Genomic DNA, 24,768 nt, shown 5'->3' on the forward strand with positions numbered 1-24,768 from the left:
AAAGATAATGAAAAAATGGTCATTAATAACACTATTACTTACAGTTTTACTAGTATTGGCAGCGTGCGGTTCAAAGGAAGAATCAACGACAGAATCGGAGAGTTCCGGTGGAAACGAAGAACTGAAAGAAATCACAGTCAAGCATGAACTTGGCGAAACGAAGGTTAAGCAAAATCCTGAAAAGGTCGTCGTGTTTGATTTCGGTGTCCTTGATACGTTAGATGAGCTTGGAGTGGAAGTAGCGGGAGTACCGCAAGCAACCATTCCTCCATACCTTGAGAAATACAGCGGTTCTGACTACACGAACGTAGGAAGTTTGAAAGAAGCAGACTTTGAAGCGATCAGCTCCATGAAACCGGATGTGATTTTCATCTCTGCCCGCCAATCGGAAATGTATGAAGAATTCGCGAAAATCGCTCCCACCGTGTATGTTCAGACGGATTACACAAATTACATGGAATCATTCACAAGCAACATGAAAACCATTGCAGAAATCTTTAATAAAGAAGATGAAATGAAGAAGGAATTAGAGGATGTTCAAGCGGGTGTCGACGGTATTAAAGAGAAGACTGGAAGCCTTGATAGCAAAGCGTTGATCTTGATGGGGAATGAAGGGGAAGTCAGTGCATACGGTCCTGGCTCCCGTTTCGGAATTCTCCATGATGTATTCGGATTCAAGCCTTCTGATGAAAACATAGAGGAATCCACTCATGGTCAAAATGTGACGTTTGAATATGTATTGGAACAAAATCCCGATGTTCTGTTTGTGATCGACCGTGATGCTGCCTTTGATCCAAACGCAAGCGTCAAAGATTCAATTGAAAACGAACTTGTACAAAAAACGAACGCCTACAAAAATGAAAAAATCGTCTATCTGAATGGGGGCCCATGGTACCTTTCAGGAGGCGGACTTCAATCGATGAAACAAATGGTTGAAGATGCGAAGGCAGGTTTATAATATGTTTTATCAAATAAAGAGACTGGTAGTGAAAGAGGGAACCTCATCAAAAGTGGTTGAAAGGTTTTCCGGTGAGGGATTAATTGAAAAACAGCCAGGGTTTATCGACTTAAAAGTCCTCGTCAAAAAAGTACGCCGCGGCGACGAAGAAGTGATTGTCATGATTCAATGGGAATCGGAAGCGGATTGGAAAAATTGGGAGAAGAGCCCTGAGCATATTGCAGGTCATAAAGCGAGTGCCGGCAAGCCTAAACCCGACCATATTCTTGAATCGAGTCAACATGTGTATGAGGTAAAGGCAAGTAAATAGGGAAAAGAAGTGTCCTGAGGTATATCGGGACGCTTTTTCTTTTATTTTCCTTCTTGTCTAAATTTAAACAAAAGTTTAAAATATTAACAAAAGTTATTTTTCTTTATAGGGGTGGGAGCTTGTGAACGAAAAAGAAAAGCTTTTGTTGACGTATATTGAGGAAAATCCATTTATGACTCAACAGGAATTGTCCGAGCGAAGTGGGATGTCACGCTCAGCGGTTGCAGGGTATATTTCGAATCTGGTGAAGCAGGGGAAAATCATGGGGCGTGCGTATGTTCTTCCGAAGAAAAACGGGATCACGTGCATCGGAGGAGCGAATATCGACCGGAAGCTTCAGTTGGACGGTACGTTTATTCCTGAAACCTCAAACCCTGCGAGAACAGAGCAATCCAGTGGCGGCGTAGCACGCAATATTGCCGAAAACTTAGGCCGGCTGGGAAAACAGGCCAATTTGATAACGGTTGTAGGCGAAGATACGGAAGGAAGCTGGCTTTTATCTCAAACGAAGTCGTATGCCGATGTATCCGCATCCCAGCGGCTTCTAAATGAAAGCACCGGGGCTTACTCCGCCATATTGGACGAAAAAGGGGAAATGCTGTTTGCCTTGGCTGATATGAACATTTATGAAAGCGTTGACATTGGTTTTATTGATAAGAGATGGGGATTGATTTCTTCATCTGAAATGGTGCTGCTCGACACCAATTTTCCAGAGGATGTACTGAAGTACATCATCCGCAGGTGCCAAACGGAGGGAGTGCCCCTTACGATCATCCCGGTTTCTGAACCGAAAGTGTTGAAGCTTCCTACATCATTGGAAGGGGTTTCCTGGTTCATATGCAACAAAGGGGAAGCGGAAACGTATGTAGGAATGACGATTGAGACAGAGGGCGACTATTTTAGAGCGGCCAAAGCCATCACACAAAGAGGGGCGGAAAGGGTCGTGATTACACGGGGAGATCAGGGATTGGTCTATTACACTACTTATAAAGAAGCGAGAGCCGTGTTACCTCCCAAAGTTGAAGTCGCTGATGTAACAGGTGCTGGAGATGCCCTTGTTGCGGGAATATTATTTGGCTATTTAAAAGGATCCGATACAGAAGGAGCTTGCCGGATCGGAGTGATCTGCTCGTCCATTACACTGCAATCCAAATTTACGGTGGCACCTACGCTGAACAAGTCCAAGCTTCAACAAGAGTTTAGTCATTACTATTGATTAGGGGGAAATGTACGTGAATATCAACTCATATATTGAATACTCGCAGGAAGTATCAGAAGCCAAAAAGGCAGGAAAGGCAATTGTGGCATTGGAATCAACGATTATTTCTCATGGAATGCCTTATCCACAAAATGTGAAAACCGCTCGTGAAGTGGAGGGTATCATTCGTTCAAAGGGTGCAGTTCCAGCAACGATTGCCATCTTGAACGGGAAGATCAAGATTGGTTTATCTAATGAAGAGCTTGAATATTTAGGACAGGCTTCAGACGTGATCAAGGCAAGTCGCCGCGACATCCCTTATATCCTTGCTTTTAAAAAGGACGGGGCGACTACGGTTGCTGCCACCATGATCTGCGCGGAGCTTGCTGGTATTTCGGTTTTCGTGACAGGAGGCATCGGGGGTGTGCATCGGAATGCAGAAGTGACGATGGATGTTTCGGCGGATCTTGAGGAGCTTGCTGTGACGAACGTGGCCGTTGTCTGTGCCGGTGCTAAATCCATCCTGGATATAGGCTTGACGATGGAGTACCTGGAAACAAAAGGAGTGCCTGTTTTAGGATACGGAACAGATTCCTTACCGGCCTTTTATACACGAAGCAGTCCTTTTTCAGTGAACTATAAAGTAGAGACCGCCCAAGAGACGGCTGATATTCTAAAAGCGAAATGGGACCTTGGATTAAAAGGAGGCGTGGTCATCGCTAACCCGATCCCTGCCCAGGACGCACTGGATGAAAACGAGATGAATAGTATCATAGAAAGAGCGTTAAACGAAGCGGAAGAACAACGTATTTCAGGTAAGGAAGCTACGCCTTTCCTCCTTGGGAAAGTAAAAGAATTAACAGAAGGAAAGAGCCTTACAGCCAATATCGAACTCGTGAAGAACAATGCTCATGTAGGGGCAGATATTGCAGTTCATTATGCCAAACTTGCGAAGGTGAAAACCTTCTAATACTGTGAAAATAGGAGAAACCTGGGCAGATGGTTGTGCCCGGGTTTTTTATATGAAATATATTGACCGTTTATATGTTTGAAGAGGTAGGGTAAAATGGTGGTAAATAACGATACAAAAAAGGAAGGTACTATGGCTGATATGCAACCCTATCATGCATTGAGTGTTGACTCGATTCCAGTCCCGGCTGCAATAATAGATGTGCAAGACCAAAATTTTATAGAAGAGAATGAAGAATGGAAAGGTTTGACCCTGCAAGAAGATAATCTTCTTCAGAAAATATTAGTAGAAAAGAATTGTTCCATCCGATTAAATCATTATACCTACAAAGTTAAACGTAAACAGATCGATGAACAAAAAGAATTAGTGATGATTGTTCCGGAGGTGTGTGGAGAGAAGCACGTATCCGATGATTATTCAAATAACTCCCGTTCGGCCATATATGAGTCTCTTATTTATAACACCCCAACTTGTGTTTGTATTCTTGATAACAAAGGGAAAGTAGTGGAGATGAATCAATCCTTTCAGGAGCTGTTTCATATTTCCGATACCGTTTTGGGTGAGTCCCTGTGCAATCAAACACCCCTTCAGAATCAAGCCTTTATCAACTTAGTGATGAACGGAATAAGGGGAGTGAATACGACCGGGGAAGAAGTAACCTTCATGATGGATAATCGACGGAAGATTACATGCAATATTACCATTTCCCCGGCCAATTACAAAAGTGACGGAACTGTAGACAGTGTCGGAATCATCCTTCACGACATCACGGAGAAGAAAAACTATGAAAACGAACTAGTCTCATTGAAGGCGGAACTTGAGAACACACTTCGCCTCCAAAAGACGATCACCTATAAGATTAATAAGAGGGACAATGAATTTGTCATCGAGATGGCGGCAGGGGAGCTATTGAAAAAATTAAATCTGACTCCTTCAAAGGTGATTGGTAAAACCATTGAAGAAGTATTTGATTCCCATCATTTAGGGAAAATCCAACCTAAACTAAAGCGTATATGGGAAACAGGGGAAGAGTTGACGTATGAGGATGAATACAAGGATTTAGAATATATCGCCTCCATCGTCCCAGTGGTACAAGATGGAAAAGTAGCGGAAATCATCTGCTCCATTTCAGATATTTCCCTGATCAAAGATATTCAGAGAAAACTGATCGAAAGCGAGCAAAAGTATAAGTCAATTGTGAAATACAGTCCTGATAATATTTATATGGTTGATACGAAGGGGATCATCCAGGAAGTGAACCCTGCTGTGAAACAGCAATGGAATCATATCTCTCCTTATATGATCGGCAGTCACTTCAGTGAATTCATCGCGGAAGGCAGTAAGCATTCAGCCATCAATCACTTTGAAGTCGCCCTAAAAGGAGAAGCGTCAAGATTTGTCACCACCTTCGAAAATGGTGAAGGTGGCAAAAGCCATGTAGCGGTCACCAACATCCCGATCCGGGTCAAAAACAAGGTCATCGGAATTTATGGATTCGGACAGGATATCACAGAGAAACTGAAGATGGAAGAAGAACTAAAAGAAGCGAAAGAATTACTGGAAGCGTACTTTGAGCATGCCGGTGATGGAATTGTTCTTTTAGATCCAGAGGGAAGCGTATTGAAGGTCAATCAGCAGTTTGAATCGATGTTCGGTTGGAATAAAGATGAAATTACAGGAAATAAAATCACCTTTATTCACCAGGAAGACCAGGTAGGACAATTCAAACAGAATTTAATGACCATCAAGGCCGGGAAGCGAATAAAGGATTATGAAACGGTGCGGTACCGAAAAGACGGCACGCCAATTGAAATTGCCTTTAACATGAACCCGATCTTAAATGACGATGGAAACCTGATCGGTATTTCAGCCATCATCCGGGACCTATCCGAGAAGAAGCGAAATGAAGACTTACTGAAGAAATCGGAACAGTTAGCGATGATCGGACAGCTCGCAGCAGGAGTGGCCCATGAAATCAGAAATCCGCTGACGACCCTGAAAGGCTTCCTTCAACTGATGAAAGAAAATGCGAAGGATGACTTTTACTTAGGGGTCATCCAGGGAGAGCTCGATCGAATCGAAATCATCACCAATGAGTTTCTGGCCTTGGCGAAACCGAGAGCCGTTCAATTTTCCCTGACCTCCCTGACGACACTGCTCACAAGCTCTGTCGAATTCATTAAGATGGAATGCCTGAAGCAAGGAGTCGATGTAAGGTTCTCCGTGGAAGAAGCGGAAATTTATTGTGATTCCCATCAAATGAAACAGGTCATATTAAATGTCATGAAAAATGCCCTGGAAGCCATGCCAAGTGGGGGTCTCCTCAGTGTTCAACTTGAAAAAGAAGACGGTTATGCGAAAATCTCCATTCAGGATAATGGAAATGGAATCCCGCCTGAGCGAATGAAGCATTTAGGTGAACCTTTCTACAGCACGAAAGAGAAAGGGACCGGTCTCGGATTGATGATCTGCCAAAAAATCATCAAAGAACATCACGGCTCACTATCGATTCAAAGCAATGTATCGGAAGGAACGACCGTTACGATCTTGCTGCCGATTGCAAATGAAAAATAGAATAGAAGAAACTCCATGATGAGAGGGAACTCTTGTCGTGGAGTTTTTTTATTTCCTCGGCTATTGTCGATTTAACTAAGGGAAATCATCCGACAAAAAATGTAAATTCCAGATAAGGTGGACTCTTGAAATGCTGATATTTTCCGGGAAATAGTACGTTCTACAAATTTCTTATTTCTCTTTTCTTTCTTAAGAACTTGTCTACTCGTGGCGATTGGATGAGAGCACATCGCCACGTTTCAACATCCCGGAAAAAGGTTAAAGAGAGAGAAAGAGGTGAGGAGAAATGGAGACAAACGTCTTTATTAGTGGTGGAGGAATCGGCGGTCTGACACTCGGCTTGAAATTAGCGCAGTGCAATATAGACGTAACGGTAGTGGAACGGTTACCAGGTCCAGGTTCCGTATACAAAGGCGAACTCCTCCAGCCAAAAAGCCTGGAAATATTCGATTCATTGGGGGTCATTGGCTCCGTCTCCGAAAACGGCCATATCATTTCCGATTTGGAACTCATTGAATTGAAACGTGCGAAATCAAAAGCGGAGAACTCCACGATGAGCTACTCGATTCTTCCCAGTCGATACCCTTATTCATTAATGATCCATCATGAAACGTTAAAGGAGATTTTACGAGATAAAGGGCAGGAGTATCCAACATTTCATTATCGATCAAATACAGCCTGTAAGAAAATAGACGGTCACATGGTGACCATCGAGGATCGGAAGACGAAAGAGATACACGAGATTCATAGTGATTTCATTATAGGGGCTGAAGGAAGAAGCTCTGTCACCCGTGACTATATGGAAGTGGATGTAAAGGAAAGAAAGTACAACCATCATTTCTTGACGGTGACGTTTCCACGTCCAAAGGAAATGGTGAAGGGACGTATCATTTCTACATATCAATCATTCCTGGGTCTGTTCCCGTTACCAAACGATGAAGTACGATCCGTTTATCTCATTCCAGCAGGGGAATATAAGTCTCTTCGGAAAAAACCGATTTCAGAATTTCATAAGCTCTATATCCAAATGTGCCCGGATCTCGATGGGTATGTGAACCAAATAGAGGACTGGAAAAAAATTCAGCTGATGGTACCCCTGAAATATCATGCGGAAACCTATGTGAAGAATCATCTTGCCCTCATAGGAGACGCCGTCCACACGGTTCACCCTATGGCAGGAGAAGGAATGAATATGGCGATACAGGATGGGAGCATTCTTGGAGAATTGTTGTGTGATATGTATTCGGCCGGTAAATTAGATCCTGCTAATTTAGAGTGGTACCCAAAGGTCCGGAAAAGAAGGGTGGCCCATCAAATGCATCTCAGTCATTTATCGGCCCTGGTTTATTCATATCCGTATCGCCCGGTTGGCTGGCTGCGAAATAAGAGCCTTCAGCGCATGGAGAGGGATTCGATCTCCCATTACAAGCAGATGCTGAACATATCCGGTCTCGGCATGTGGAGAGAAACCCTGTACGACCGGATGGTCCAGGGGGGAGTGCTTCCAATCAGAAATGATTCGTTAACAGAAGAAGAAAAATCCAACACAAAATTTACGGAAGTTCAGGATTATCCCTGGAAAGGAAAGGAGGCACTACGATGATCGGAGAAATGGTGAAAGTATGGCGGGCAAGAACATGGATGAAAAAGAATGTGCCGTTTCTGTACAGCTGGCACGCTTATGTAGGGTATGAAATGGATCTTTTTGAAAGCTTTACAAAGCCTGCCTCCATTCAGGAAGTTGCGCTTGAAAAAAATATCGAAATGGACCTCCTTGAACAGTGGGTAGAAGTTGGCATCACCATCAAGCATATGAAGCGGGTGGAGGATGAGAAAGTCACCACGAGAAACCGATGGAAGCTTCCGACTCCCAAGAGGGACCCTCATTCGTCAGGTATTTTGCTGAAAGAAATGATGGAGCTTCACATACCGGCCCTCTTGTCGTATCCACAATTATTACGTAATCAAACGAAGCAGCATTTCAATTCCGATGTCCATGGCTCGACTGTAGCCAAAACGTCGATTCTGTTAGAGCGCTTTGCCTTTCCAAAGGTACAGAAGGCGATTAAAAGATACAATGTGAATTCGATATTGGATCTGGGCTGTGGTGAAGGCGGGTATGTGAAAAGAATAGGAGATCGCTATCCTGATAAGAGAATGGTAGGGATCGAGATTCATGAAGCCGTCGCAAAGGCTGCTGAAGAATCGCTCAGTGACTATGAAAATATTGAAATTCTTTGTAAGGACCTCCATGAATATGAACCTGGTCAGCTCTTTGACATGATCATGGCCAATAATCTCTTTCACTATATCGATCCGTCCGATAGACTGCAATTCTTTGAGAAAGCATCGACTTGGCTTGAAAAAGAAGGCTTGTTCTTTGTTCTGACACCTATGCAGAAATCAAAGCACGGTCAGCAGTTTTCCAGCGCCTTCAACAGCTTCTTCATGACCTTCCAGAACCTGTATCCGATTCCGTCGCAGAAGGAGATGGAGACATTGGCCGCTAAAACAAATTTCAAAGTGGAGTCCGTCGAACCGATCGTGAAAGAAGGCGGATGGTATGTGATGATATTCAGGAAGAACTGATCCTTGTGGTGGGATCGGTTTTTTTGTTTGGGTATGTGGTGCTGGCGTGTGTGGCGGAGGTGTATGTCGGTTTGTGTCGTTTTATCCTTAGTCGATAATAAAAGTGCCGAAGTCGATAATATATCTGGAAAGTCGATAATATATGGGAGTAAAGTCGATAATATAATCCGAAAGTCGATAATATTATATAGTGGAAACTCGATAATAAAAAGTTTCGCATCCCCTTTGAAGTACCGCATCTATACACATTTGTCCCTTTCCTTAACCAATATTCAATCGCGAATAATAAAAAACACCGTTAAGGGTGCAATTCTTAAAGCGAATCAATTAAAATAGTTCAGCAGCTGAATATCGGGTATATTTTAACAGTCAAATTCCGATTGAAAATCAACTGTTAAATATCACGCGAAATTCACCAGTCAAAATATTCGCCCACCACACACATCCGTCACAATTATTTTCACTAAAAAGGGTAATCCCCCATCGTTTTAGGGTAAAAATAGAAAGATGATTACAAATGTGGAGGAGAGCCAATTGAGTAGACAGGATGTATATGATTGTATCGGTATTGGGATTGGTCCATACAATTTAAGTTTGGCGGCGTTGATGGAGGAGAAGACGGATTTGAAGGTGAAGTTTTTTGATCAGACACCTGAGTTTCAGTGGCATCCGGGGATGTTGATCAATCTGACGGATCTGCAGGTTCCATTTATTGCGGATTTGGTGACGTTTGCGAATCCACAAAGCCGGTACAGTTATTTGAATTACTTACATACGCATAATCGTTTATATAAATTTTTCTTTTTTCAAAAGTTTGAAATGCCCAGGCAGGAGTACAATGATTATGCCCGCTGGGTGGTGAGTCAGCTAAGCTGCTGTCAATTTCATAGTGAAGTGATCGGGGTCACGGATCAGGGCGACTGCTATAAGGTTGTGATCGATAACCGGTTGACCGACGAGCGTGAGATCTATTATGCGAAGCATGTGGTGATGGGGACGGGAAGTAAGCCGTTGATTTTAGACGGGATGGATGGTCTGCCGGATGTGGACGTACATCATACGAGTAAGTATCTGTTCCATAAAAACACAACAATGGAAGGTTCCGCGATTACAATTGTTGGATCCGGTCAAAGTGCAGCCGAGGTGTTCTTTGATTTATTGAAGGAGCAGGAAAATCATTCATATCAGCTTACATGGCTGACCCGTTCAGAAGGAATATTGCAGCTCGAGTCGTCGAAGCTTGGACAGGAATTCTTTGCCCCTGACTATGTGGATTATTTTCATGGGCTGACGTATGAGAAGCGTGTGGAGGCATTAGAAACGTTGGATCAGCTGCGGAATGGGATTGATCCCGATACCCTCAATAATATTTACAACATCCTTTATAATCATTCGGTCAGTGATCACTCACCGGACATTATGATTCAGCCTTTAACGGAAGTGAGTAAGATCCGGAAAGAGGAGGATCAGTACGTTCTGAATTGCCGTCAATGGCAGGAAGAGCGTGATTTTTCATATCAGACGGATAAAGTGATATTGGCGACGGGTTATAAGCCGAATATTCCTGATTGGTTTTTTGAGGAGTTCAAGGACAAAATCGTTTGGGAGGATGAGAAGAAGTATAAAGTCTCCCGAAATTATAAGCTGGAATTCAAAGAGAACAGAGACCGGGATCATCACTTCTATACGGTGACGAGCCTGGAGCATTCTCACGGTGCAGGGGCAACGAACTTAGGGTTGGCTGTGGACCGTAATATTCAAATCATCAATGATATCGTGGGTGAAGAAGTGTATGAAGTGCAGAGGAACACGATTTTTTCTCAATTCACGATGGATAAATAAGGGTGTTGTGTTTGAATGTATGCACAAAGGGTAAAGTACATGTGTGGTAAAAAACAAACGATAACTAGGAGTGTTTCAATTTTATGGCTAAAATAGCAACGTTAATCACAGACATGTTTGAAGACGTAGAATTTACAGATCCTGAAAAAGCGTTTAAAGAAGCAGGTCACGAAGTTGTGACGATTGAAAAAGAAAAAGGGAAATCAGTGAAAGGGAAGCAGGGCGATGCAACGGTGAAAATTGATGAAAGCATCGATGACGTTAATCCTGCAGACTTTGATGCCCTATTATTACCAGGGGGATTCTCTCCTGATCAGCTGCGTGCAGATGACCGTTTCGTGAAATTTACGAAGCATTTCATGGATGAGAAAAAACCGGTATTCGCCATATGTCATGGTCCACAATTATTGATTACGGCAAAAGCACTGGAAGGACGCAAAGCGACTGGCTTCAAGTCCATCAAGGTTGATATGGAATATGCAGGTGTGACGTACGAGGATAAAGAAGTTGTCGTATGCGGGAACCAGCTTGTGACAAGCAGGACACCGGATGATATTCCGGCATTCAACCGTGAATCACTGGCGCTTCTTTCTAGTAAGTAGGACAAGTAAATGAAAGGGGACATTCCCCAAGGTATTTTGTACCTTTGAGGGAATGTCCCCTTTTTACATATCATTTTCGCAGGTTACCCATTTCTTCAATGATCGCAGTCATTTCACTCGGGCTGAATCTGTCCTTGCGATCGACCATTACGTAAAGGTCGTGAAGATCTTCATACATTTCTTCATTGAAGTCTTCAGGCTTTACGGCTCCGGCATTGACAATTTTTAATTTTTCTTTAATGGCAGTGACCATGAATTCGATATTTTCCGTTGTATTTTGTGATAAATCCATATGGAATCGTCCTTTCTGACGTGCATTCATTATATTTATCTTTCCATGATTCCTTGAACCTGTCAACATAACTTCCACCCGAGAAGGATTTTTTTCTGAGAATGTTTTACACTATTAAGGAATGGGAAATGAGTAGGTAAGTTAAAACGTTAGGAGAGGCACGTTCATGGTATCTGTGTTATTTGTATGTTTGGGAAATATTTGCCGGTCCCCTATGGCGGAGGCGATATTCAGGTCAAAGGTTAAAGAAGGGAATCTGGATGGCGTGATTGAAGTTGACTCTGCAGGCACGGGAGATTGGCATGTCGGGAAGAAACCTCATGAAGGAACTTTAGCCATTCTTAGAGAAAATAATATAAAGAGTGATGGCTTGCTCGCACGACAATTTCATGGTGAAGATAAGAAATATGATTACATCGTGGCCATGGACGCTTCGAATGAACAAAATATGAAGAAGATCCTTGATCGTGATCATCACGGAAAGGTGTTCAAGCTCCTGGACCTGGTGGAAGAAAGCCGGGAGAAAGATGTTCCCGATCCATACTTCACGGGGAATTTTCACGAGGTATATGATCTGGTGGAGTCTGGCTGCAGCCAATTATTAGATAAAATTAAAAAGGAAAATCATTTGAAGGAGGGTAATACATATGGGAAGTAATAAATTTTTTAAAGGGGTTTTGTTAGGTGCCGCAGCAGGAGGTTTGCTTTCCCTGCTGGATAGAACGACCCGTCAGGAAATGGGGACATCTTTAAAGAACAGTGGGAATTATATTTCAACGTACTCAAAAAATCCTCAAAGACTGGTCGAGTCATCGAAGGAAGTGTATGAGAAATTACGTACGACTGCCGATCAGGTCAGCAGGGATATTCAATTTATCAGTGAAAAGGTAGATGAAATCAAAGGGATGACTCCACAGGTGAAAGAAATCATCGAGGAAACAAAAGAAACCTTTGAAGACTCTTCAGAAACCTATAAAGATACGTTTTCAGATAGGGAAACATCAAATGAACTAACAACTCAGGATGAAGAAAATCAACCGATTGCTTCATCATTCAAGGGATATTAATTAAACGAGGTGAGAATATGCCGGATGAGACGGTCAAAGGAGGATGGAAAGGATTTTCAAAAAGTCTTTTCTCAAATATTAGTGCGAATGATGTAACGGGGCTAGCCGCGCAAATTGCCTATTACTTTCTTTTATCGCTCTTTCCACTGCTGATTTTTATCGTAACACTTTTACCATACCTTCCCGTTGAGCAGGGTGACATCCTGGGTCTGGTCAGGGATTTTGCTCCAGGGGAAACGATGTCCATGATCGAGGAAACGCTTCAGGACATCATGTCGAACCGGAATTCCGGTTTACTGTCTGTCAGTATCATCGCCACGATCTGGTCGGCTTCCAACGGAATGAATGCCATCGTGAAAAGTTTAAACCGTGCCTATGATGTTGAGGAGACAAGATCATTCATTGCGACCCGTCTCATGTCTATTCTATTGACACTAGCCATGATTCTCGTATTTGTCATAGCTCTTTTACTTCCGGTGTTCGGGAAACAGATCGGTCTTTTATTATTTTCTCAATTCGGATTTTCAGAGCAATTTTTAACGGTATGGAACGGGATTCGCTGGGCGATCAGTCCCATCATCCTGTTTATTATTTTCGTAGGGTTGTATTTCTTTGCTCCAAGTAAACGGATCAAATGCTTAAGCGCGTTCCCCGGGGCGATCTTTGCGACGCTTGGCTGGGTACTCGCATCCTTGGCATTTTCTTATTACGTAGGAAGCTTCGGAAATTATTCGGCCACATACGGCAGCATCGGAGGGATCATCGTCCTCATGATCTGGTTCTACTTAACGGGAATCATCATCATGATCGGCGGAGAAATCAATGCACTGGTCACGATTAAAGACAAAGATTCATGTTAAAATAGGGGAAAGACTCCCCGGACATAGTACAGGTCAAAGTAGGGGAAGATTCTATTAAACGTGACGTTTAGTAGGTCTTCTTTTTTTATGTATATAAGAAAGAGAGGTGGTCCCCTTGTTGATAGCTGCGATGGTGGAGAGGCTTGGTATCATTGTGACGATTGCTTTTATTATGACCAGGATCAGCTTCTTCCGTCATCTTATTGAACAACGAACCCATGTGAAGAAAACCCAGACTTTTTTGCTCATATTGCTATTTGGTTTCTTCGGGATCGTTGGTACATATACAGGATTGATCGTGAATCCGTTTCAAGAGGAATATACAAAATGGCAGTGGCATCTTCAGCAGAATGAAGCGATTGCCAATTCAAGGGTGATCGGTGTCGTGGTCGCCGGGTTACTGGGTGGTCCATGGATCGGACTAGGAGCTGGATTGGTCGCTGGGGTCCACCGGTATTTTCTTGGAGGATTCACGGCATTCTCGTGCGGGATCTCGACGGTGTTAGCTGGATTACTGGCGGGGTGGATCGGGAAGCGGGAAAAGAAGAACAGGCTTGTTTCCCCTCAAAAAGCGTTTTTGGTTGGCTTTGTCGCAGAAGGGATGCAGATGCTTCTCATTCTTCTATTATCGAAGCCGTTTGATGATGCGTATTTACTCGTTTCCGATATCGGATGGCCGATGATCCTTGCAAATGGAGTCGGAACCGGGATTTTCCTGCTGATCATTAAAAGCGTTTTTTATGAAGAAGAGCGGATGGGAGCGGCTCAATCCCAGAAAGCACTGCGATTGGCAGATAGCACGGTGAAATATATGCGAAAAGGATTGAATGCCGCCTCTGCACAGGCAACGTGTGAGATCCTGATGAGAGATGTGAACGCGCTGGCAGTTTCCATCACGAACACTTCCCACATCCTCGCTCATGTAGGTCTTGCCTCGGATCACCATCAACAAGGGCGCCCGATTCAAACCGAAGCCACGAAACGGGTCATCGAAACGGGAGAGCTCATGAAGGTGGGAAGAGAGGATATTCAATGTGACCGGAATGGATGCCCATTGGGAGCCGCGATCATGGCGCCTCTTTTAAAAGGGGGAGAAATTGTCGGGACGCTTAAATTCTATTTTCATTCGGAAAAAGAAATATCGCCGATCCTGATGGAATTAACGAAGGGGATCGCGACCCTGCTTAGCCATCAGCTGGAGCTTGCTGAAATCGATACCCATAAAGAGCTTGCGAAAGAGTCAGAAGTAAAGGCGCTGCAGGCACAGATCAATCCGCATTTCTTATTCAATACCATCAATGTCATCGTATCGTTGACGAGGATCAATCCCGATAAGGCGAGGACCCTTCTGATTTCACTATCTCAATTTGTCCGTCAGAACCTGACAGGAAGCACGAAATCCACCTCGACCCTTAAAGAAGAAGGACAGCATGTAAAGGCCTATCTCGCCATTGAAGAAGCACGATTTTTTGACCGGCTGGAAGTGGTGTATGAGATTGACGAAGATGCTCTGCAGGCGAAAGTCCCTTCGATTACCCTTCAGCCTCTTGTTGAAAATGCGATTAAGCACGGGATGAAGAATGTTGAAGAAGGATTTGTGCTCAAGATCTTGATTGCGCTTAATGGTGATGAGGTGACTGTCCGTGTTGAGGATAACGGCGCGGGGATTGATGAAGAGAGACTGGAGAAGCTTTTGCTTGAGCCTGTGGAATCACAGTCCGGTACAGGTATCGGACTCTATAACGTGAACAAACGATTGGAAATGATGATGGGGAAAGAAGCAGGTCTATCGATCACTTCATCAATAGGAAATGGAACCACCGTTGAATTTACGGTAAGGAGTGATAAAGAATGAAAGTCGCCATTATTGATGACGAACCATATAGCCGGGAGGAAATGAAGCATCTATTAAGCGGTTATTCATGGGTGGAAGTAGTCGGAGAAGCAAGCTCTGCCGAAAAGGGATTGGAAATCATTTTAACAAAAGAACCTGATGTCCTATTCCTTGATATTGAAATGCCGGGCATGAGCGGGGTCGACTTAGCAGAAGCCCTGCAAAAAATGAAGCACAAACCGGAAATCGTCTTTGCCACTGCGTATCCGGATTATGCCCTTAAAGCGTTCCGGGTTGAGGCCGTTGACTACTTATTGAAACCATTTGAAGAAGATCAGCTCGGGCAAACGATGGATCGGTTGAAGAATCTTTTGAAAGTGGGAGTGAAAGAGCAAAGCGAGAGTCCGTCGATGGGGAAACTGGCGGTTCAGGATGAAGACAAAATTGTATTCATCAGCCCGAAAGACATTCTATATATCTTCCGTGAAGAGCGGGAAACCTTTATTTGTACGGAGAGGAAGAAGTATACGTGCCGCTTGCCGATCAAGGAATTGGAATCGAAGCTCAGTACATATCCATTTTTCCGGGTTCATAAAAGCTACCTCGTTCAGCTGCCCTTCGTGGAGGAGCTCATCCCGTGGGGGAGCGGTGTGTATCAGCTGAAGGTTCATGGAGCGGAAGAAGCAATTCCAGTGAGCCGGAATTATGTGAAAGAATTGAGGGAGCGGTTGGAGTTGTAGGTGGGGGTGTTTTTTTGAGAGTTTGGTTTGTACCAGGTGCAATTGATGTTGTTTGTAATGGGTACAGGTTAATGGATTTGTACCAGGTACATATACGGTTTATTGTACCAGGTACAAATATGGTTCATTGTACCAGGTACAAATTTGGCTTTTGGTACCTGGTACAAATCAAGCATCTGGTGCCAGGCACCAAACCCGTCATCAGTGCCAGGCACCAAACCATCTAATAGTGCCAGGCACCCATCATCTCCACCATGCACATTAACCCCCGCTCAGAACATCTCAACCCCGATTTACGACATCTTGAACAGAATGTGACAAAACTGTGAATTTGATTGCTATAATGAAAGCGTATTCACAAATGAACGAAAGGGGATCATAAGCATGGTCACATTTCTGGTCTCGATTGTTGTATTAATTATCGGTTATTTCACATATGGAAAATTAATTGAAAAGATTTTTGGAATTAATGAAAGTCGTTCGACTCCTGCTTATGCGAAGGCGGATGGAGTGGATTATGTACCAATGAAGACGGGTAAAAATTCTATGATCCAGCTTTTGAATATCGCGGGTGTAGGACCCATTTTCGGTCCGATCATGGGAGCACTTTATGGACCGGTCGCTTTCCTTTGGATCGTACTCGGTGCGATTTTTGCCGGAGCGGTGCATGATTACTTAACGGGGATGATTTCGATCCGTAACGGTGGAGCTCATTTACCGGAGCTTGCAGGACGCTTCCTTGGTAAGACGATGAAGCATGTTGTGAACGCATTCTCGATTCTATTACTCGTGCTGGTGGGTACGGTTTTCGTTACAGCACCTGCAGCATTGATCGCGAATCTGACGCCAGCCTGGATTTCTTTAGGTGTTATTATCGCCGCAATTTTTATTTATTATATTGTCGCAACCCTATTACCGATTGATAAAATCATCGGTAAAGTATATCCGCTTTTCGGAGCACTGCTTGTAGTGAGTGCAGTTGGTATCGGAGCGGGATTAGTAATTACCGGGGCGGATATTCCTGAGATCAGCTTAACGAATATGCATCCTGAATCAGTAGCGATTTTCCCATTATTATTCTTGACGATTTCTTGTGGGGCACTTTCAGGGTTCCATGCCACACAATCACCAATCATTTCAAGAACGACTCAAAATGAAAAGAACGGACGCAAAATTTTCTACGGAATGATGATTTTAGAAGCGATCATTGCGATGATCTGGGCAGCAGCTGCCATGAGCTTATTCCAGCCTGGTGAACTGAATGCCATCCTGAAAGAAGGCGGACCTGCAGCGGTTGTAAGTGAAGTATCGATCCTTATGCTTGGATCAATCGGTGGAACACTCGCCATCCTTGGAGTAATCATTCTTCCGATCACGTCTGGTGATACATCATTCAGAAGTGCGCGTATGATCATTGCCGATTATATCAAAGTAGGACAAGTGAAAATCTCGAGCAGACTTTGGATTGCGATTCCATTGTTCGTGATCTCGGTCGTATTGACCCGAATTGATTTTAATCTATTATGGAGATATTTCTCCTGGGCGAACCAATCGACAGCAATGATTGCTCTTTGGGTAGGTGCCATGTATCTGGCCCTCCAAAAGAAACCGCACTGGGTCGCAACGATTCCAGCGATCTTCATGACAATGGTGACATTCACTTATATCCTGAATGCACCAATCGGTTTCGGTTTATCCATGGGTACAGCCTATATGGGAGCAACAGTCGTAACCATCGCCGCAATCTTAGCTTTTATTTACACATTAAGAAAGCGCTTAAACGATGGATCCGTCATTCAAGTCGACGAAGACGTACCTCAAACGGCAGCTTGATTAGAAAAGAGTTTTCCGGTAATTACCGGGAGACTCTTTTCATTTTTGGCACAAAATAAGAATGGTTCAAAAACCACAAGTTTTCTTGATGACGACTACTTATTAGGAGTGATTCAGCATGACAAAGAAAACGAAAAAAGACGGCGGTACAAAGCAAAACGGCAAGCACAAACCGAAACAGAAAACATCCGGTTCTGCTAACGGGCAGAATGGATATCACTAGAAAATGACGGCCAATCCTTTACGGGTTGGCTTTTTTATTTGGAACTTGAGATGTTTTCTGGTGGTGGATGTATTATAATAGAGGTAGTTTCAAAAATTTAGTAGTCTCAAAAGGAGATTCCATTATGTCGAATAATAATGATCAGCAAATACAGCCAGAAAAGAAAAAAATCAGCCTGCAGGAAGCAATGAAGCAGCAGCTGGCAAAGAAGAAAGAAGCTCAGGCAGGCGGCAAGCAAGCAACTGGGGGCATTGCTTCCAATCAACGCATGCAAAGTCAACAAACGAAGAAGCCCAGCAATACTCGTCGTAAGATGGGGAGCTAATGGGGAAGAGCGCTCGGGAATTGGGGAGTGCTCTTTTTTTTGTGCTGAAATGTTGCTGTTGGCGGTGGCGGTTGGGTGTGCGAAATATGTCGCTATATGAGGAACGGTCGATATCTTGAAAATACGGTTGATATAAAGAAAAAACGGTCGATAAATCCCAATAGCGGTTGATAAAATCCTATAAAGGTCGAAAAATCGAAGTAAAAGGTCGATAAAACCGAAGTCAACCTCATCGTCCCACCACAATTCCCTTCGAAAATCAACTCCACAAAAAAAAATCAAACTTTTTCGTCTCCGCTGTCGTCAAAGTACTAGAAAAGAGGTGATCTCCGATTGAATGAAGTCCAGGAATGCGAATTCACCGAGTCAAAGGAGGATATTCTGGAAGAAGTGATGAATGAATACGGCAAAGAGGTGTTGTATATCGCTTATTCTTATGTGAAGGATCACAGTCTTGCTGAAGATATTGCTCAAGAGGTGTTTGTCCGGTTTTATCAAAGGTACGATTCGTTTCGGGGAGACTCCTCGTTGAAGACGTGGATCATCCGGATTGCCGTCAATCAGAGTAAGGATCATCTCAAGAAGTGGGAAACGAGGAAGTTGCTTTTTACAAATAAGCTGAGTAAATGGATTCAAGAGAGCAGGAGTTCATGTCCGGAATCCCACACGATACATAAGGAAATGGGCAGGGAGCTGCATACCAGGTTATTGTCCTTGCCAATCAAATACAGGGAAGTCCTATTCCTATTTTATTATGAGGAACTTAAAATCACGGAAATTGCCGATTGCTTGGAAATCAACATCAATACGGCTAAAACCCGTTTGAAAACAGGGAAAGAGAAACTAAAAAATATGTATCCAAAAGGGGTGCATCAGGATGGATAAGGAGCTTCAGCGACAGGTTAGAAAAATGACGGAAGAAGGATTACAAGGATTCGATTTTAACAGCAAAATGAAGGATCATGTACGGAAAAGAGTGGCTGAGGGGAAGGAGAAAATAGAGTATCGACGCAGGTGGTATGCTCCATTGACCAGTTTTACCATTGTTCTCATCGTTGTATTTGCGTTTGCCGTAGTGAAGGGGGAGCAATGGGGAATCCTTGGTAGCGAGAAGCTGAGTGGTTTCTTCACGAATAAATCGAACTTTGATGTGGAAATCCGCTTTGATGGAGGGATGACCATAAGTACGTTTACGGACACGATTACAAATCAAGATGGTGAGGAAAAAGCTCTAACCTTCTCTAAAGACGAAATGAGTGAAGTTTACACAAAGATAGAGAGCCTGAATCTGAAAGGGAACAAACAGTTGTCTTACCGGAAAGATTGCACCATTCTATCTCTTGAGGATTACATGATGAAGATAAGAGTGAATGAAGATGAATATGAATACTATCATTCAGAGTGTGCGACGACGGCTGACAGAAGGGAATTCGACGAGTTACGCCAACTCATCATCACCATCATCAAACAAAAACCTGGGTACGAAGAAATGTTAAAGGAAAGATTGAAGGTGTAAATATTCCATTTACTTCCTCTCCCAATCATGCTATCATAATAAAAATTTCAATTAAATGCCATGAAGAGAAGAGTAGATATCCTGAAATCTTTAACAGAGAGCTCCGGCAGCTGAAAAGGAGCAAGAGGGACGGTATTGAATCAAGACTCTGAGCAGCGCATCGGAACCGGGCAATGGGGATGGTGTGACGGGAGCTCCCGTTATCGGGCTAGGGTATAAGCCTGTTGGCCGTACCCGAAAAGGTTAGTATGGCGACATATTAACGAACTGGGGTGGCACCGCGATATCGAATCTCGCCCCCAAGATCAACGTCTTGGGGGTGGGATTTTTTTTGTTTTTCTAGACATATCGCGGGGAGGAATAACCAATGAGGAAGTGGAAGTATCCTTTATTGCTGCTGGCAGGCATCGGGATTTCGAATGTAGGAGGGTGGATTTATTTAATCTCCCTAAATTTGATTGTTTTAGACGAGTGGGGATCACCTCTGGCAGTGGTGATTTTATATGTCTTGAAGCCTGTGGCGGCCATTTTGACAAATGGCTGGGCGGGAAGCTTGATTGACCGGGTCAACAAGCGGAATCTGATGGCGGGTCTTGATTTTTTCAGAGGGGTGTTGATTGCGGCATTGCCTTTTCTTTCGTCCAATTGGTGGGTGTATGCGGTTGTGTTGATCATCAATATGGGAAGCGCCATGTTTTATCCGGCGTCCATGGCGTACATCACGACCATCATTCCCCGGGGTAATAGACAGCGATTCAATGCTATCAGGGGGCTGATCGGATCGGGTGCGTTTCTTATTGGACCTGGAATTGCCGGACTGATGTTCATGATGGGGACACCTACGTTTGCCCTTTATATGAATGCATTGGCCCTCTTTTTATCAGGAGTGATCACCCTGTTTCTACCGAAGCTTGAGGATGGAATCCCAGTTGATACAGGTGATACCAAATGGGAAGTCATCAAAGAGGATTGGCGGATGGTGTGGAGGTTCAGCCGGCGCGCTACTTATGTGATGGTTCTTTACGTCTTGTTCAGCATTCTGCTTGTGATGACGGCAGCCATCGATTCCCTTGAGGCCGCATTTTCTAAAGAGGTATTGCAGCTTTCGAACAGTACGTATGGATATCTTGTAAGCGTTGCAGGTGGTGGATTTGTATTGGGGTCGATCCTGAACGCGTCCCTTTCCCATAAGCTCCATCACATGCATCTGATGGGATTTGGTTCTCTGCTCGTTTCCGGAGGATATCTGATTTATTCTTTCTCAGAAGGTTTCTTATTAGCGGCGATTGGGTTTGCTGTTTTATCATTTGCCCTGGCCTTTGCGACGACAGGGTTTGAAACCTTTTATCAAGAACATATTCCCGCTGTGATCATGGGGCGGGTAGGCAGTATTTATGGATTGCTGGAAGGGGTATTGGTCATCCTTTCCACGGTGCTTATTGGAGTGGGAGCCGAGTTGGTGTCGATTCGATTTGTTGTGATTGCGGGTTCGATGATCATGCTTGGGGTTACAGTGATTTTGTATATTAGCTCTACCAGGAATTATTGGGAAAAACAGTTAAGACGTAATTCTGAATGTTATAATAAATAAAAAAGGCACAAAGGGGGTCAGTGGATGAAGATGACGGCTGATCAATACTGGGACCGGTGGGAAGAGTTGATGGGCCAGGAAGAAGCAAGTTATGAGAAATGGAACGATTTAGAGGATCTGTTGTCCATTGCTCAGAAAGAAAAGGACCTCTATAAGGAGTTTTGCTGCCGGTTCGGGATCATGAGGACCGTCAACTATCTTGGGGAGTATGAGGAATTATTCGATCATTTCGAGTGGTGCAACGGCTTCTTTTTAGATAATGAAGAGAGCCTGCAGGATTGGGTGGAAAGCCTCTTTTGGATCTATAAATGGATGGCGGAGCATCTGGTGAAGATGCCCGGCATTGACACGGAACTGTTAGATGCCTTTTTCAGTGACTTTCAAGAAGCGTATGACCGTTATGGCTACAGTCTAGGCCCCTTTTACCAGCATCAGCATAAACGTGCGTTGAAAACAGGGAATGTAGAGGAAGCGGAAGAGTATTATCAAAAGTGGATGACAGCGGAAAGAGACTCGCTTTCAGACTGTGAAGCCTGTGAATATCAGACACAGCTTGAGTATTTTTATTTTACCGGGGAAAAGGAAAAAGCCCGCCCCATTGAAATGCTTTTATTATCAAAAGAAGTGACATGTGGTGAAATTCCCCACTTGACCTATAGTAAGCTGCTCTTGCCTTATCTTGGTGGAGGAAGCCTCGCGCTATCAGTCAGAAGGATACTTTTTCATCTATGATAAGCCACACTTTTTAGTCGAAGCTTCCGAACATATCCGGTTTCTTGCTTTAACGGAACCTGTCAGGGGAATTAAAGTATTGGAGCGTCACATCGAGTATGCGGATAGCGGGAAGGATCCTTACGGGTTGTTTTACTTTTATATGAGTGCGATTGTCCTTCACCGTAAGCTTGTGGAAGCCGGTCATCGTCCGGGATTTGCCATTGATGTGATGAGTGAAATTGCGAAAGAGATCGCCGGAGATTTTGATGAGAGGAATGGGAATGATTTCTTTAGTCGGGAGATGGAGAGAATTTATTCTTTGTAACAAATATTGACACCCCCATCAAATCTATATATAATCATCTAAAATATGTGAAACATTGCCGAGGATCAGTAAAGGGATCTTGTCTTTATAGAGAGGGAGCGTTTTGGTGAAAAGCTCCTATAGATGAACCTTTGAACCTGCCTCTAAGTTCTGTATCGAATGAAGATATCAGCGGTCCGAAACCGTTATCATGGAATGAGTGTAAAGCTTTGCTTTGAATCAGGGTGGTACCGCCAGAAATGGTCCCTGATGAGAAGCAGGGCTTTTTTTGTTTTATGGGTGTCGATCAGGCGATTCGCTGATAAATCCGGTATTTCGCTGATAAAACGAAAATTTCGCTGATAAAACGAAAATTTCGCTGATAAATCCGGTATTTCGCTGATAAAATGAAAATTTCGCTGATAACTAAACCAATCCAATTAAAAATAAGAGGTGCTTTCAAATGGCAAAAGAATTTGTAAAAGATGTTACGGGCATGAATGAGGATTTTGCCCAATGGTATACGGATGTCGTGACGAAGGCGGAGCTGATCGATTACTCAAGCGTCCGCGGGTCGATGATCATCAGACCTTACGGGTACGCCCTGTGGGAAAATATCAAAGATGCCCTTGATGCGAAAATAAAAGAAACAGGGCATGAAAATGTGTATATGCCACTTTTCATACCTGAAAGCCTCCTGCAACGGGAGAAGGATCATATCGAAGGCTTCGCGCCTGAAGTGGCATGGGTGACCCATGGAGGGGAAGAGGAGCTGGCGGAACGACTATGTGTCCGTCCGACTTCCGAGGTATTGTTCGGAGAGCACTATAAAAACATTATCCATTCCTACCGTGATCTGCCTAAGCTTTATAACCAGTGGGCCAATGTGGTCCGCTGGGAAAAGACGACCCGTCCTTTCCTGAGAACATTGGAATTCCTCTGGCAGGAGGGACATACGTGTCATGAAACGGACCAGGAGGCACATGATGAAACGGTGAAAATGCTTGAGGTGTATGCGGAGCTTTGTGAAGAGCTGCTGGCGATCCCGGTCATCAAGGGGCAGAAAACGGAAAAAGAAAAGTTTGCCGGTGCGAAGTATACGTATACGATCGAGAGCCTGATGCATGACGGGAAGGCTTTGCAATCAGGAACGTCCCACCATTTAGGTGATGGATTTGCGAAAGCATTCGGCATTCAATTCACGGACCGTGATGGAAAGCTTCAGCATGTGCAGCAAACGTCCTGGGGATTCACGACCCGCATCATCGGTGCGATGATCATGGTTCACGGGGATGACCGGGGGCTGGTGGTTCCTCCACGAATCGCACCGACTCAGCTGATGATCGTGCCGATTGCCCAGCACAAGGAAGGCGTCCTTGATTTTGCCTATAATCTAAAAGGTCAGCTTGCTTCCATCGCCCGCGTTGACATCGATGCGAGTGATAAGAAGCCGGGCTGGAAGTTTAATGAATATGAAATGAAGGGAATCCCACTTCGCCTGGAGGTCGGTCCACGGGACATCGAGAACGGGCAGGTGATTTTAGCAAGACGAGATACGGGTGAGAAGATCACGGTTGCCATGGAAGAGCTGGAGGGGAAAGTCACAGAACTTCTAGAGGACATTCAACACAATCTTTTAGAAAAAGCGAGAGCTCACCGTGAAGAAAAAACCACGGTAGCGAAAACCTTTGAAGAATTCAAAACGACGGTGAACGAGAAAGGTGGATTCGTCAAAGCCATGTGGTGTGGAGACCGCGCCTGCGAAGACAAGATCAAAGAAGAAACGAGTGCTACATCACGATGTATGCCATTTGAGCAGGTGCAGGTGTCCGATACGTGTGTGTGCTGTGAAAAAGGTGCGAAACACCTAGTATATTGGGCAAAAGCGTACTAAGAGACAAAAGACTGGTTCTTCCGTCCTTTTTCTTACAAAAGTCGTCTTTTTATCGTGTTTGATTAATAAACATAGGTAAAGGAGGCGTCGATTATATGGATTTTGAACTCATCATCGTTTTGTTTATGGTATTCGTGGTAATCAGCCTTTGGGTCGTGCATACCAAGCTCAACCGGATCACCGAGCATGTGCAGCAAATGGATGAAGAATACTTATCCGATGAGCAAATCGAGAGGGAATTAGAGGAAGAATGGAATAATGATAAGTAATGACTAAGGCGTTTCTCCTCAGAGGAACGCCTTCCGTTTTTATGAAAAAAAACTACCAATCTAAATGGCCGGTTGATACTATTAAACGTATGAGGGGTGAGGGAAGTGGGGGCTTTTGTCATCATTTTGGTCCTAGTGCTATCGCTATGGTCTATAACAGTCACCATTGAGAAGCAAACAAGCAGACTGGTAGAAAGCCAGCGTGAGCAGATCGAATGGCTAAAGAAGATACAATCAAAATTAGAAGAAAAATGACTTATATA

At 43.9% G+C, this 24,768-nt stretch carries 26 protein-coding genes and 2 other annotated features; of the genes, 24 read left to right on the forward strand and 2 right to left on the reverse strand.

Going from position 1 to position 24,768, the window contains the following annotated elements:
• Positions 1-7 precede the first annotated feature (7 nt).
• The 9 genes from AAEM60_RS02995 (at position 8) to AAEM60_RS03035 (ending at position 11,043) form a co-directional block, all read left to right on the forward strand.
• Positions 8-958 carry a siderophore ABC transporter substrate-binding protein gene (locus AAEM60_RS02995; RefSeq protein WP_299741618.1) on the forward strand — a complete coding sequence of 317 codons (951 nt, stop codon included), beginning with the start codon at positions 8-10 and terminating at the stop codon, positions 956-958.
• Between the two features lies 1 nt (position 959).
• A complete protein-coding gene (locus AAEM60_RS03000; RefSeq protein WP_341357348.1) occupies positions 960-1,268 on the forward strand; it encodes an antibiotic biosynthesis monooxygenase in 309 nt (102 codons plus the stop codon).
• A 121-nt stretch (positions 1,269-1,389) separates the two neighbouring features.
• Entirely contained in the window at positions 1,390-2,484 is a 1,095-nt protein-coding gene (locus AAEM60_RS03005; protein WP_341357349.1) for a carbohydrate kinase, read from the forward strand.
• Positions 2,485-2,506: 22 nt separating this feature from the next.
• Positions 2,507-3,436, forward strand: coding sequence for a pseudouridine-5'-phosphate glycosidase (locus tag AAEM60_RS03010; RefSeq protein ID WP_299742643.1), 930 nt, complete (start codon positions 2,507-2,509; stop codon positions 3,434-3,436).
• A gap of 96 nt (positions 3,437-3,532) precedes the next feature.
• Positions 3,533-6,010 carry a PAS domain S-box protein gene (locus tag AAEM60_RS03015; RefSeq protein ID WP_341357350.1) on the forward strand — a complete coding sequence of 826 codons (2,478 nt, stop codon included), beginning with the start codon at positions 3,533-3,535 and terminating at the stop codon, positions 6,008-6,010.
• Positions 6,011-6,296: 286 nt separating this feature from the next.
• On the forward strand, positions 6,297-7,613 hold the full coding sequence (locus AAEM60_RS03020; protein ID WP_341357351.1) for an NAD(P)/FAD-dependent oxidoreductase: 1,317 nt from the start codon (positions 6,297-6,299) through the stop codon (positions 7,611-7,613).
• Entirely contained in the window at positions 7,610-8,599 is a 990-nt protein-coding gene (locus AAEM60_RS03025) for a class I SAM-dependent methyltransferase (protein ID WP_341357352.1), read from the forward strand. The genes AAEM60_RS03020 and AAEM60_RS03025 overlap by 4 nt, the downstream gene beginning before the upstream one ends.
• A 534-nt stretch (positions 8,600-9,133) precedes the next feature.
• Positions 9,134-10,441, forward strand: coding sequence for a SidA/IucD/PvdA family monooxygenase (locus AAEM60_RS03030; RefSeq protein WP_341357353.1), 1,308 nt, complete (start codon positions 9,134-9,136; stop codon positions 10,439-10,441).
• Between the two features lie 83 nt (positions 10,442-10,524).
• Positions 10,525-11,043: a type 1 glutamine amidotransferase domain-containing protein gene (locus AAEM60_RS03035; RefSeq protein WP_299741630.1), complete on the forward strand. Its 519-nt coding sequence runs from the start codon at positions 10,525-10,527 to the stop codon at positions 11,041-11,043.
• Positions 11,044-11,113: 70 nt separating this feature from the next.
• Here the strand turns inward: AAEM60_RS03035 and AAEM60_RS03040 are convergent, their stop codons facing one another.
• The gene (locus tag AAEM60_RS03040) at positions 11,114-11,335 is read right to left on the reverse strand and encodes a DUF1128 domain-containing protein (RefSeq protein ID WP_044338940.1); all 222 of its coding nucleotides are present in this window, start codon (positions 11,333-11,335) and stop codon (positions 11,114-11,116) included.
• 166 nt (positions 11,336-11,501) lie between these two features.
• Here AAEM60_RS03040 and AAEM60_RS03045 point away from each other — a divergent pair, with 166 nt between their 5' ends.
• The 5 genes from AAEM60_RS03045 (at position 11,502) to AAEM60_RS03065 (ending at position 15,836) form a co-directional block, all read left to right on the forward strand.
• On the forward strand, positions 11,502-11,993 hold the full coding sequence (locus AAEM60_RS03045) for a low molecular weight protein-tyrosine-phosphatase (RefSeq protein WP_341357354.1): 492 nt from the start codon (positions 11,502-11,504) through the stop codon (positions 11,991-11,993).
• Positions 11,983-12,402 carry a hypothetical protein gene (locus AAEM60_RS03050; protein ID WP_341357355.1) on the forward strand — a complete coding sequence of 140 codons (420 nt, stop codon included), beginning with the start codon at positions 11,983-11,985 and terminating at the stop codon, positions 12,400-12,402. Before AAEM60_RS03045 ends, AAEM60_RS03050 begins: the two co-directional genes overlap by 11 nt.
• A 17-nt stretch (positions 12,403-12,419) precedes the next feature.
• Positions 12,420-13,262 carry a YihY/virulence factor BrkB family protein gene (locus AAEM60_RS03055; RefSeq protein WP_341357356.1) on the forward strand — a complete coding sequence of 281 codons (843 nt, stop codon included), beginning with the start codon at positions 12,420-12,422 and terminating at the stop codon, positions 13,260-13,262.
• A 106-nt stretch (positions 13,263-13,368) separates the two neighbouring features.
• The gene (locus tag AAEM60_RS03060) at positions 13,369-15,117 is read left to right on the forward strand and encodes a sensor histidine kinase (RefSeq protein WP_341357357.1); all 1,749 of its coding nucleotides are present in this window, start codon (positions 13,369-13,371) and stop codon (positions 15,115-15,117) included.
• Positions 15,114-15,836, forward strand: a complete 723-nt coding sequence (locus AAEM60_RS03065) for a LytTR family DNA-binding domain-containing protein (protein ID WP_299741644.1) — start codon at positions 15,114-15,116, stop codon at positions 15,834-15,836. The genes AAEM60_RS03060 and AAEM60_RS03065 overlap by 4 nt, the downstream gene beginning before the upstream one ends.
• Before the next feature lie 68 nt (positions 15,837-15,904).
• On the opposite strand, the gene AAEM60_RS03070 is transcribed toward AAEM60_RS03065, so the two are convergent.
• Entirely contained in the window at positions 15,905-16,096 is a 192-nt protein-coding gene (locus tag AAEM60_RS03070; RefSeq protein ID WP_341357358.1) for a hypothetical protein, read from the reverse strand.
• 124 nt (positions 16,097-16,220) lie between these two features.
• Between AAEM60_RS03070 and AAEM60_RS03075 the strand changes: the two genes are divergently transcribed.
• The 10 genes from AAEM60_RS03075 (at position 16,221) to AAEM60_RS03120 (ending at position 24,760) form a co-directional block, all read left to right on the forward strand.
• On the forward strand, positions 16,221-17,669 hold the full coding sequence (locus AAEM60_RS03075) for a carbon starvation CstA family protein (RefSeq protein WP_341357359.1): 1,449 nt from the start codon (positions 16,221-16,223) through the stop codon (positions 17,667-17,669).
• 347 nt (positions 17,670-18,016) lie between these two features.
• Complete coding sequence (locus AAEM60_RS03080) at positions 18,017-18,217, forward strand: hypothetical protein (protein WP_341357360.1); 201 nt, start codon at positions 18,017-18,019, stop codon at positions 18,215-18,217.
• A 333-nt stretch (positions 18,218-18,550) separates the two neighbouring features.
• On the forward strand, positions 18,551-19,102 hold the full coding sequence (locus tag AAEM60_RS03085; RefSeq protein ID WP_341357361.1) for a sigma-70 family RNA polymerase sigma factor: 552 nt from the start codon (positions 18,551-18,553) through the stop codon (positions 19,100-19,102).
• Entirely contained in the window at positions 19,095-19,733 is a 639-nt protein-coding gene (locus AAEM60_RS03090) for a hypothetical protein (protein ID WP_341357362.1), read from the forward strand. Before AAEM60_RS03085 ends, AAEM60_RS03090 begins: the two co-directional genes overlap by 8 nt.
• 51 nt (positions 19,734-19,784) lie before the next feature.
• Positions 19,785-20,037, forward strand: a binding site (T-box leader).
• 63 nt (positions 20,038-20,100) lie between these two features.
• Positions 20,101-21,324: an MFS transporter gene (locus AAEM60_RS03095; protein ID WP_299741649.1), complete on the forward strand. Its 1,224-nt coding sequence runs from the start codon at positions 20,101-20,103 to the stop codon at positions 21,322-21,324.
• Positions 21,325-21,348: 24 nt separating this feature from the next.
• Complete coding sequence (locus AAEM60_RS03100) at positions 21,349-22,056, forward strand: hypothetical protein (protein WP_341357363.1); 708 nt, start codon at positions 21,349-21,351, stop codon at positions 22,054-22,056.
• Positions 22,057-22,135: 79 nt separating this feature from the next.
• A complete protein-coding gene (locus tag AAEM60_RS03105; protein ID WP_341357364.1) occupies positions 22,136-22,363 on the forward strand; it encodes a hypothetical protein in 228 nt (75 codons plus the stop codon).
• A gap of 46 nt (positions 22,364-22,409) precedes the next feature.
• Positions 22,410-22,614, forward strand: a binding site (T-box leader).
• A 191-nt stretch (positions 22,615-22,805) separates the two neighbouring features.
• Positions 22,806-24,236, forward strand: coding sequence for a proline--tRNA ligase (proS, locus tag AAEM60_RS03110; RefSeq protein WP_341357365.1), 1,431 nt, complete (start codon positions 22,806-22,808; stop codon positions 24,234-24,236).
• 95 nt (positions 24,237-24,331) lie between these two features.
• On the forward strand, positions 24,332-24,505 hold the full coding sequence (locus AAEM60_RS03115) for a hypothetical protein (RefSeq protein ID WP_299741654.1): 174 nt from the start codon (positions 24,332-24,334) through the stop codon (positions 24,503-24,505).
• A gap of 105 nt (positions 24,506-24,610) precedes the next feature.
• The gene (locus AAEM60_RS03120) at positions 24,611-24,760 is read left to right on the forward strand and encodes a hypothetical protein (RefSeq protein ID WP_299741656.1); all 150 of its coding nucleotides are present in this window, start codon (positions 24,611-24,613) and stop codon (positions 24,758-24,760) included.
• The last annotated feature ends 8 nt before the right edge of the window (positions 24,761-24,768 follow it).

This window comes from Rossellomorea sp. y25, assembly GCF_038049935.1.
Taxonomy (GTDB): Bacteria; Bacillota; Bacilli; order Bacillales; family Bacillaceae_B; genus Rossellomorea.

Coding starts and splice junctions, on each gene's coding strand:
- AAEM60_RS02995 (WP_299741618.1), top strand. CDS start 8: ATGAAAAAATGGTCATTAATAACACTATTACTTACAGTTTTACTAGTA.
- AAEM60_RS03000 (WP_341357348.1), top strand. CDS start 960: ATGTTTTATCAAATAAAGAGACTGGTAGTGAAAGAGGGAACCTCATCA.
- AAEM60_RS03015 (WP_341357350.1), top strand. CDS start 3,533: ATGGTGGTAAATAACGATACAAAAAAGGAAGGTACTATGGCTGATATG.
- AAEM60_RS03020 (WP_341357351.1), top strand. CDS start 6,297: ATGGAGACAAACGTCTTTATTAGTGGTGGAGGAATCGGCGGTCTGACA.
- AAEM60_RS03025 (WP_341357352.1), top strand. CDS start 7,610: ATGATCGGAGAAATGGTGAAAGTATGGCGGGCAAGAACATGGATGAAA.
- AAEM60_RS03035 (WP_299741630.1), top strand. CDS start 10,525: ATGGCTAAAATAGCAACGTTAATCACAGACATGTTTGAAGACGTAGAA.
- AAEM60_RS03040 (WP_044338940.1), bottom strand. CDS start 11,335: ATGGATTTATCACAAAATACAACGGAAAATATCGAATTCATGGTCACT.
- AAEM60_RS03045 (WP_341357354.1), top strand. CDS start 11,502: ATGGTATCTGTGTTATTTGTATGTTTGGGAAATATTTGCCGGTCCCCT.
- AAEM60_RS03050 (WP_341357355.1), top strand. CDS start 11,983: ATGGGAAGTAATAAATTTTTTAAAGGGGTTTTGTTAGGTGCCGCAGCA.
- AAEM60_RS03055 (WP_341357356.1), top strand. CDS start 12,420: ATGCCGGATGAGACGGTCAAAGGAGGATGGAAAGGATTTTCAAAAAGT.
- AAEM60_RS03065 (WP_299741644.1), top strand. CDS start 15,114: ATGAAAGTCGCCATTATTGATGACGAACCATATAGCCGGGAGGAAATG.
- AAEM60_RS03075 (WP_341357359.1), top strand. CDS start 16,221: ATGGTCACATTTCTGGTCTCGATTGTTGTATTAATTATCGGTTATTTC.
- AAEM60_RS03080 (WP_341357360.1), top strand. CDS start 18,017: ATGTCGAATAATAATGATCAGCAAATACAGCCAGAAAAGAAAAAAATC.
- AAEM60_RS03090 (WP_341357362.1), top strand. CDS start 19,095: ATGGATAAGGAGCTTCAGCGACAGGTTAGAAAAATGACGGAAGAAGGA.
- AAEM60_RS03095 (WP_299741649.1), top strand. CDS start 20,101: ATGAGGAAGTGGAAGTATCCTTTATTGCTGCTGGCAGGCATCGGGATT.
- AAEM60_RS03100 (WP_341357363.1), top strand. CDS start 21,349: ATGAAGATGACGGCTGATCAATACTGGGACCGGTGGGAAGAGTTGATG.
- proS (WP_341357365.1), top strand. CDS start 22,806: ATGGCAAAAGAATTTGTAAAAGATGTTACGGGCATGAATGAGGATTTT.
- AAEM60_RS03115 (WP_299741654.1), top strand. CDS start 24,332: ATGGATTTTGAACTCATCATCGTTTTGTTTATGGTATTCGTGGTAATC.